Below are 9,026 nucleotides of genomic sequence, written 5' to 3'. Positions count from 1 at the left end.
CGCTACGACAAACGAGCCCGCCACTACAAAGCCCTGGTCACCCTCGCCTGCCTGCGACTATGGCTCCCCCACTGACATTGCGGACACGCCCTAGGCCCAGCGCAGCGCGGCCCGGTGCTTCCAGTACTCGGGGGCCGGCTGCGCCAGGGCCGCGAGCCGGGCGAGCTGATCGGCGTCGAGGCGTACCCCGTCGGCGGTGACATTACTGGCGAGCTGCGCGGAGGTGGCAGCGCCGGAGAGCACGATGTCGGCCCACGGCGTGTGAAGCACCGCGGCGAGGGCGACGGCGTCAGGGGTGGCGCCGGTCTCTGCGGCAAGATCCGCGAGTACGGGCGGCAGTCCCTCGTTGGCGAGACGGCCGTTGGCCAGGGCTTCCTTGACGATGACGGTGCAGCCCGCGTGGTGTGCTTCCGCGAGGGCGGCTCCGGCGGAGGGCTCCAGCAGGTTGTGGGTGGCCTGGACGCTGGTGAACAGCCGGTTGCCGTCGACGGTGACCGCGAGCGCGGCGCGAATGGCGGCCGGCTGCTCGGGGCCGCTGGTGGACAGACCGATGGTGACGCCCTCGGCGGCGAGACCGGCGAGCCGTTCGTGGAGAGCGCGATCGGTGAGCGCGGAGCTGTCGGGGGTGACGGAGTGGATCTGATAGAGATCGAGGCGCCGGCCGAGGAACCCGCGGGTCTCGGCGATCTGACGGTCGAAGGTGGCCGTGCTGTGGTCCTTGACCTCGTGCACCTCCGCGTCGGTCCGCCAGCCGGCCGTGTAGGTGTAACCCCACTTGCTGCCGATCACGGCATCGCGGATCTCGGGCCGGTCCCGCAGCCATTCGGCGAGGAATTCCTCCGCTCTGCCGTAGGAACGGGCGGCGTCGAAGTACCGCACGCCCAAGGCGTAGGCCGTGTCGAGCACTTCGTGGGCACGCGCGCGCATCGCGTCGACGGTCCGGTCGACGGGCAGGTCCCTGTCCCGGCCGAGGTTGATGTAGTCGGGACGGCCGATCGCCGCGATGCCGAGTCCGATCCGGGTGTGCGCGGCTGCGACGGGATAGGCGAATGCCACGGTCGGTTGTCCTCTGTCGTACGGAGTACGGAGTGTGAAGCACGGAGTGTGAAGCACGGACTGTGAAGCACGAACTGTGAAGCACGGAGTGTGAAGTACGGGAGCCTTGGCGTCGCTCCGGTGTGGTGGACATCGCCACCGCTTGGGAACACCGGTCCTCGCAACCAAGACCTCATCGTATCCAGCACACGCCCGGCCTGCCCGTCCGGGCAACGGGCCGAAGAGCGCGAGCGCCGTCCGGGTCGTCGTGTCAGCCCCGGCGGGGAAGTTCGCCGGGTCGCGGGGCGATGACGGTGATGCCGGTACCCGAACCCTCACTCAGCCCTGCCAGCGCGGCCGGCACCTCGTCCAGCCCGATGATCGAGTTCACCAGCAGGTCAGGGCGCAGCCTGCCGGTACTCACCTGACCCATCATCTCCGGGTACGCGTGGGCCGCCATCCCATGGCTGCCGAGGATGTCGAGTTCCCACGCGACGACACGGTTGACGGGTACGGCCGCGCCGTCCGACGGCATCAGTCCGACCTGCACATGCCTGCCCCGGGGCCGCAGGCTTTCCACGGACGCCGAACAGGTCGCCACGGAGCCGAGCGCGTCGAGCGAGACATGCGCGCCGCCGCCCGTCGCCTCCCGTACAGCCGCCGCCACGCCACCGGTCACCGTTGTGGCGTCCACGCACGCCTCGGCGCCGAACCTCCTGGCCAGCTCCAGCGCCCCCGGCGCGACATCGACCGCGATGACCCTGGCACCGCAGGCCACCGCGATCATCACCGCGGACAGACCGACTCCGCCGCATCCGTGTACGGCCAGCCACTCGCCGGCCCGGACGCGGCCCCTGGCCACGACGGCCCGGTAGGCGGTGGCGAACCGGCAGCCGAGGGCCGCCGCGGTGAGGTAGGACATGTCCTCGGGCACGGCGACGAGATTGACGTCGGCACGGTGCACCGGAACGTACTCGGCGAAGGACCCCCAGTGGGTGAAGCCCGGCTGCTCCTGGCGCCGGCAGATCTGCTGATCGCCCGCCGCGCACGCGGAACAGCTCCCGCAGGCACAGACGAAGGGCACGGTAACCCGGTCGCCCACACGCCAGTTGGTGACCGCCGCGCCCACCGCCTCGATCCGGCCCGCGAGTTCATGGCCGGGCACATGCGGCAGGGTGATCCCCTCGTCGTGGCCCATCCAGCCGTGCCAGTCGCTGCGGCACAGTCCCGTCGCCTCCACCCGCACCACCACCCCGGCGGACGGCGGCACCGGATCGGCCACCTCCCGCACCTCGGGCAGCCGCCCGAACTCCTCGAACACCACAGCTCGCACGGGCACCACTTCCCTGTCGTCCGCCGTCCGCCGGTCCACGGCGGATCCGATCCCCATTCGACCACCGGAATCCGATGAACATCATCGGCCGACGTGAAGAGACAAGAAACTGCACAAGTAACTTGGCAAAGTTACTTGTGCAGTTTTACGATGAGGTCATGAACGCGAATACCGGGCCGCAGCAGTCCGCCACGACCGCCCAGCGCCTCAACGATGCGATCAAGCGGCTGCGCGCCCGCCTGCGCACGGAATCGGGACAGCACGCGACCGGCCTGACCACGACGCAGCTCGCGGTACTGGCGAGCGTGGTACGGGAGGGCCCGGTCACCGCCGCCCTGCTCGCCTCGCGGGAGCACGTCAGCCCGCAGTCCATCGCGCAGAGCCTGGCCGTGCTCAAGGCCGCCGGGCTGGTCCACAGCGAACCCGACCCGCGGGACGGCCGCAGAAAGCTGATGAGCGCCGATCCCGCCGCGACCGAACTGGTCGACAAGCTGCTCGCGGGTCGCGCCTCCTTCCTGGCGCGCGCCATCGACCAGCTCGTCGCCCCGGACGAGCTCAAGGACGTGGAGAAGGCCATCGAGTTGCTGGAGCGCCTGGCCGCGGCGGACCTGAGCGACGGCAGCATATGAGAACCGGCGCCACACGGGCCGATGCCGCGGCGCAGGGTCTCTCGCGCGAGCCCTTCGCGTGGACGTTCACCACCCCGCTCTATGTGGGCTCCAGCCTCAACCCCATCAACAGCTCCATCATCGCGACGGCCCTGGTGCCGATAGCCACCGAGCTACATGTCTCGGTGGGCAGTACCGCGGTCCTGGTCTCCTCGCTCTATCTGGCCAGCGCCGTCGCGCAGCCCACCGCGGGCAAACTGGCGGAGGTACTCGGCGCGCGCCGGATCTTCCTTTCCGGCATCGTCCTGGTGCTGCTCGGCGGCGTGGTCGGCGGCCTCGGCCAGAACCTGGCGATGCTGACCGTCGCCCGGGTCCTGGTCGGTATCGGCACCTCGGCCGCCTTCCCCTGCGCGATGGTGCTGATCCGGCGCCGTGCCGAGGACGCCGGTCTGGACGCCCCACCGGGCGGGGTGCTCGGCGGCATCGCGATCGCGGGCATGGCCACCGCCGCGGTCGGCCCACCGATCGGCGGACTCCTGGTCGGGGCCGCGGGCTGGCGCTGGGCCTTTCTGGTCAATATCCCGGTCACCCTGATCGCGATGGCGATGGCCGCGCGCTGGCTGCCCAGGGACCCCGTACTCGACCGCGGGCACAGCGGTTTCCGGCGGATCGCCGACCGGATCGATCTGCCGGGCATCCTCGGCTTCGCCGCTTCGATGAGCGCGCTGGTCATCTTTCTGATGGGCCTTCCGAGGGTCCAGTGGGCCGCGCTCGCCGTCTTCGTACTGACCGCCGTGCCCACCGTCGTGTGGGAGCTACGGAAGACCGCGCCGTTCTTCGACTTCCGCGGGCTCGCCGCCAACGGCGCCCTCACCCGTACCTACCTGCGGCAGGCACTCACCCTGCTCGGCGTCTACTCCGTGATGTACGGACTGACCCAGTGGATGGAGGCCGCGTACGGGTTGTCCACCGTGGCGGCGGGACTCCTGCTGCTGCCGATGGGGGCTGTCTCCGCACTGCTCTCACGCCCGCTCGCCAGCCGCAACCTGGTGCGCGGACCGCTGATCGCCTCGGCGGTGACCATGATCGTCGGCTCGGTCGGCATCCTGCTGCTCACCTCCAGCAGTCCCGCGGTCGTGATCGTGCTGGTGACCCTGGTCTTCGGTGTCACGTCCGCCGCCACCACGGTCGGGAATCAGACGGCGCTCTACCTCGCGGCGCCGCCCGACCAGATCGGCACCGCCTCCGGGCTGTTCCGGACCTTCGGATACCTCGGAACCATCACCTCCGCCGTGATCGGCAGCCTCGTCTTCCGCGACGGGGTGAGCGACCAGGGCCTGCACACCCTCGGCATCGTGCTGGTCGTGGCAGGCGTCGCGGCGCTGTTGCTGACCGTCCTCGACCGCCGGCTGATGGGCCGCGAGGCGAGTCGGCCGATCGACACCCCCACCCCCACTCCCACGCCCACGCCCGCCTCCGCCCCCGCCTCCGCCCCCGCTTCCGCCTTTGCTCCCAACACCCCGGACGCCACAGCGAACCCCCACCCAGGAGAACCCCGGATGAGCTCCCCCGCGCTGCCCACGATCGCCCCCGAGCGGACCGCCCTGCTGGCGATGGACTTCCAGAACTGGATCCTCTCGCTCACCTCCGACGCCGACGCGCTCGTCGAGCGGGTCAAGGGCGCCATCGCCGACGTCCGTGCCGCCGGCGGCACCATCGGGTACGTCCGCGTCGCGTTCACCGAGGACGACTGGGCGGCGGTCCCCGACACCAACAAGACCTTCACGACGCTCGCCGCGGCGAGGATGCTGCATCACGAGGACTCCACTGCCCAGATCGACGAGCGGATCGCCCCCGAGGACGGCGATATCGTCGTACGCAAGATCCGCCACGGCTCGGTCTCCACCACCGATCTCCATGAGCGGCTGAGCGACCGGGGCATCGACACTCTGATCCTCGCCGGGATCAGCACCAGCGGCGTCGTCCTGTCCACCCTCATCGACGCCGCCGACCGCGACTATCGCATCTATGTCCTGTCCGACGGCATCGCCGACCGCGACTCCGAGACCCATCAGGTGCTGGTCGACAAGGTGTTCCCGTCCCGGGCCCATGTCATCGACACCGCCGGGCTGCGCGAGCTGCTGCGGTCCGGCTGACCCGGGGCGCGCCGCGGTTCCGGCCCCGGTCCGCGGGCTCCTCATCCGCGGCCGGTGCCCGCCGCTCTCCCGTACGGCACACGGCAAGCGCTCGGGGTGCGCCGCCCGCCCTGTTTTGCGTAGATGGACGCAGGCACACCGGCTGTGCCCGACCTTCCGTCAAGAGGCTGTCCATGGGTACGGGGAGAAGGAAAAAGTGAGCGAGCCCGTAGTGCTGGTCACTGGAGCCCTGGCGGGCATCGGACGGGCGACGGCGATCGCCTTCGCCCGCGACGGTGCGTCCGTCCTCGTCTCAGGGCGGCGCGACGAGGAGGGCACGGCGCTGGCCGCCGAACTCCGGGAGTGGGGTGGCAGGGCGGAGTACATCCGGGCCGACGTCAGCGTCGAGGACGATGTCCGCGCCCTGATCGACGGGGCCGTCAAGATCTTCGGCAAGCTCGACGCGGCCGTCAACAACGCGGGCTACACCGGCGGCACGGGCCCTCTGGCCACCCAGACGGCCGAGGCCTACGACACCGTTTTCAACACCAACGTGCGGGGCTTGCTGTTCTGCCTGAAGCACGAGCTGCGCGTGATGATCGAGCAGGGCCACGGCAGCATCGTCAACCTCTCCTCCACCTTCGGTGAGCGGGGCGGCAAAGGCGCCGGTCTGTACGTGGCCAGCAAGCACGCGGTGAACGGGCTCACCCGGTCCGCGGCCCTTGAGGTCGCCACCGACGGCATCCGCGTCAACGCGGTCGCCCCCGGTGCCGTGGCCACCGGCGGCCTGGACATCTTCACCGGCGGGGAGGAGGCCAGCGCGGCCCTGGCCGCCGGTGTCCCCATGGGGCGCCTCGCCCACGTCGACGAGATCGCCGATGTCATCACGTTCCTCACCTCCAACAAGGCCAGGTTCATCACCGGCCAGATCGTCGCCGTCAATGGTGGCAGGACGGCCCTGTGACCACGCCGGGCTTCAGGGGGCGGCGGGACACCGAGGAGTCGGCCTGTCGTTGGCCGCCGCATGGCCCAATGGCCTGACGGGAAGCGCGTGTGAAACTCGATCCGGTCAGGCAATAGTGAGCGAAAGGGATGGTCGGGTTGAGGTGACACAGGAGGAGCGGTCATGGCCGAGCGGATGGATGTCGACGCGCACCCACAGGTCGCGCTGGTGACGGGGGCGACCTCCGGCATCGGCAGAGCGGTGGCGCTCAAGCTGGCCGAGGACGGCTTCAATGTCGTGGTGCACGGCCGTGACCACGCTCGCGGGGCGGCGACGGTCGAGGCGATCGAGAAGGCCGGCACCGGCGCGCGGGCCGGCGGTCATGGCGGTCGGGGGCGGTTCGTCGCGGGCGATCTGAGCGTCGCGGCCGATGTCGAGCGACTCGCCGCCGAGGCCGGACCCGTCGATGTGCTGGTGAACAACGCCGGTTTCGGGTGGTTCGGCGCCACGGCGGACCTCGCCCAGGACACGTTCGACACGATGTTCGCGGCCAACGTGCGGGCCGCCTACTACCTGGTGGCGGCGCTGGCGCCCGGCATGGCCGAGCGCGGCAGCGGCAACATCATCAACCTCGGCAGCATGGCGGGGCAGATCGGACTGGACGGCGGCGCGGCCTACAGCGCGACGAAAGCCGCGCTCGCGGCACTCACCCGTGCGTGGGCAGTGGAGTTCAGCCCCAGCGGCGTACGCGTCAACACCGTCGCCCCCGGCCCTGTGATCACGGCGGCGGCACCCGAAATCGTCGCGCGGCTGGGCAGAACCACCCTGCTGAACCGGCCGGCGCAGGCCGACGAGATCGCCGATGTCATCGCGTTCCTGGTCTCCCCCAAGGCCGGCTATATCACCGGCGCCGTGATCCCGGTGGACGGCGGGCGCGGGGCCGTTTAGGGCCTTTCGTTTGGATCTGGCCGGATCAGGGAGCGGGGTCTGGTGCCGTGGATCGCAAGGCGGAGGAGGGAGCCCACGCGGAGCGTAGGCGACTGACGACAACGCGGCGAGGCGCGGTGCCAGGGCACGCGAGCCCGGCCAGATCCAAACGAGAGGCCCTAGGTTCGGGCGCGCTATCCGGCGGCGCGGGCTCTGTGGTCCTGTTTGTTCCGGTTACGCAGGAGCTCAAGCAGTGACGGGCCTCCCCGCAGGCACCACAGCGCGATGACCGGATCGCAGATCGCGCAGCCCAGCGACGAGTCGTGGAAGAAGGGGATCAAGGGGCTGCCCTTGAGATGGTGAACCACGTCCCACGCGGTGTGCAGCAGCCAGCCGATGCCGATGAAGGTCCACGAGTCCAGGCCGCGGAAGGCGACATAGGTGGCCAGTGCGGCGAACGCGAACTCCCAGCCGCCCAGGCCGCCACCGCTGAGGTAGGCCGCGCCCGCTCCGGCGACCATGATCGCGTTGAAGCGCCGTCGGTGGGGTTCGCGGATGAGGGACATCAGCAGTACGTAGAGGACGCCGATGCCGATCGGTATGAGGTACCCCATGGGTGTGTGCTCTCTCCTGGCGTGGGTGGCGCGACCTGGACGGCGCGCGACGTGCTCATCACGCTAGGTCCGCGCCCGCTCGCACCCCAGGGGCATTACCGACAGGTCCCAACGGGTTCCCGCCGCCGGGCGGGGGAGCCAGAGGGCGGGGGCCGGGACGCGCCGGCCCGGAATAGGCTCACCGCATGGTGCGGAGCAGCGCGGAAGACGTCGACGGGTATCTGGCCGAGGTGCCGGAGGAGCGCGGGGAGGTCCTGGCCAGGCTGCGGCAGCTGTGCCGGGCGGAGCTCGGGGGATTCGACGAGGTCATGGCGTACGGCATGCCCGCGTACGAGCGGGACGGCGCGGCCGAGATCGCCTTCGCGAGCCAGAAGCAGTACATCTCCTTCTACCTCATGCGCGGTGATGTCCGGGAGGCGTTCGAGGAGCGGTTGGCGGGACAGGACATGGGCAAGGGCTGTCTGCGCTTCCGTAAACCGGAGCACGTCGATCTCGACCTGGTACGAGACCTGCTGAGAGCCACCGCTGCTGCCCCCGGCGAGATCTGCTGACGCCCCGGGCGACGACGGCCGCGCCCCGGGGGGAGGGGCGCCACCGCGGGGCGGGTCAGCTGTGCGTCTCCGGAACGGGACCGGGCTTCGGTGATGTGCTGACCGGCGGCCTGGTGTGGTGCCGGCCGACCGGAAGCATCAGGGGGCTGCCCGAGACGGGGTCCTCGATGATGTGGCTGTCGAGACCGAACGCGACGCGGACGTTCTCCTCCGTCAGTACCTCGGCCGGGGAACCGGCGGCGTGGAGCCGTCCGTTCGCGAGGGCGATGAGATGGTCCGCGTAACGGGCGGCGAGGTTGAGATCGTGCGGGACCATGACGATGGTGGTGCCGCGCGTATGGTTCAGGTCGGTCAACAGGTCGAGCACCTCGATCTGATGGCTCGCGTCGAGGAACGTGGTCGGCTCGTCGAGCAGCAACAGGTCGGTCTGCTGCGCCAGCGCCATCGCGATCCATACGCGCTGGCGCCGGCCCCCGGACAGCTCGTCCACGGAACGGTCGGCGAGCGCCATCGTGCGCGTGGCTTCCGGAGCCGATGCCACGGCGTCGTCGTCCTTCTCGTTCCAGCGGGAGAAGACGCCCTGGTGCGGATGGCGACCGCGGCCGACGAGGTCGGCGACGGTGATGCCCTCGGGGGCGACCGGTGACTGCGGCAACAGCCCGAGAGTGCGCGCCAGTTCCTTCGCGGGCAGGCGGTGCACCTCTTTGCCGTCCAGTACGACGCGGCCCTCGCGGGGCACCTCGTGGTTGGCCCAGTTCACCGTGGCGACGCGCTTCGGCTTCGCCGGGATGGTCGTTTTGCCCAGGGCGTGCTCGACGGTCAGGGGGAACGCGCCCGAAGAGCTCTTCTCGCCCCCGTCCTCGGCGGCGGGCGGCCCCCA

9 protein-coding genes are annotated in these 9,026 nt (G+C 70.5%); 5 read left to right on the top strand and 4 right to left on the bottom strand.

Going from position 1 to position 9,026, the window contains the following annotated elements:
• Positions 1-90: 90 nt before the first annotated feature.
• Both AB0M67_RS41405 and AB0M67_RS41400 read right to left on the bottom strand, forming a co-directional pair.
• Complete coding sequence (locus AB0M67_RS41405) at positions 91-1,056, bottom strand: aldo/keto reductase (protein ID WP_365753365.1); 966 nt, start codon at positions 1,054-1,056, stop codon at positions 91-93.
• A gap of 250 nt (positions 1,057-1,306) precedes the next feature.
• Positions 1,307-2,368 carry a zinc-dependent alcohol dehydrogenase family protein gene (locus AB0M67_RS41400; RefSeq protein WP_365753367.1) on the bottom strand — a complete coding sequence of 354 codons (1,062 nt, stop codon included), beginning with the start codon at positions 2,366-2,368 and terminating at the stop codon, positions 1,307-1,309.
• Between the two features lie 158 nt (positions 2,369-2,526).
• Between AB0M67_RS41400 and AB0M67_RS41395 the strand changes: the two genes are divergently transcribed.
• From AB0M67_RS41395 to AB0M67_RS41380, 4 genes are all read left to right on the top strand, one after another.
• The gene (locus AB0M67_RS41395) at positions 2,527-2,997 is read left to right on the top strand and encodes a MarR family transcriptional regulator (RefSeq protein WP_365753364.1); all 471 of its coding nucleotides are present in this window, start codon (positions 2,527-2,529) and stop codon (positions 2,995-2,997) included.
• Positions 2,994-5,132: an MFS transporter gene (locus AB0M67_RS41390; RefSeq protein WP_365753363.1), complete on the top strand. Its 2,139-nt coding sequence runs from the start codon at positions 2,994-2,996 to the stop codon at positions 5,130-5,132. Before AB0M67_RS41395 ends, AB0M67_RS41390 begins: the two co-directional genes overlap by 4 nt.
• A gap of 196 nt (positions 5,133-5,328) precedes the next feature.
• Positions 5,329-6,075, top strand: a complete 747-nt coding sequence (locus AB0M67_RS41385) for a glucose 1-dehydrogenase (protein WP_365753361.1) — start codon at positions 5,329-5,331, stop codon at positions 6,073-6,075.
• 162 nt (positions 6,076-6,237) lie between these two features.
• On the top strand, positions 6,238-7,002 hold the full coding sequence (locus tag AB0M67_RS41380) for an SDR family oxidoreductase (protein ID WP_365753359.1): 765 nt from the start codon (positions 6,238-6,240) through the stop codon (positions 7,000-7,002).
• Positions 7,003-7,175: 173 nt separating this feature from the next.
• On the opposite strand, the gene AB0M67_RS41375 is transcribed toward AB0M67_RS41380, so the two are convergent.
• Positions 7,176-7,595: a DUF6010 family protein gene (locus AB0M67_RS41375; RefSeq protein WP_365753358.1), complete on the bottom strand. Its 420-nt coding sequence runs from the start codon at positions 7,593-7,595 to the stop codon at positions 7,176-7,178.
• A 185-nt stretch (positions 7,596-7,780) separates the two neighbouring features.
• Between AB0M67_RS41375 and AB0M67_RS41370 the strand changes: the two genes are divergently transcribed.
• Complete coding sequence (locus AB0M67_RS41370) at positions 7,781-8,146, top strand: DUF1801 domain-containing protein (protein ID WP_365753356.1); 366 nt, start codon at positions 7,781-7,783, stop codon at positions 8,144-8,146.
• Between the two features lie 55 nt (positions 8,147-8,201).
• Here AB0M67_RS41370 and AB0M67_RS41365 read toward each other — a convergent pair.
• Positions 8,202-9,026: ATP-binding cassette domain-containing protein (locus AB0M67_RS41365; RefSeq protein WP_365753355.1), on the bottom strand; the 825-nt coding region annotated here is incomplete at its 5' end.

Origin of the sequence: Streptomyces sp. NPDC051662 (genome assembly GCF_040681655.1) — a bacterium.
GTDB lineage: Bacteria > Actinomycetota > Actinomycetes > Streptomycetales > Streptomycetaceae > Streptomyces.
This window is presented reverse-complemented; position numbering and strand designations above follow the sequence as displayed.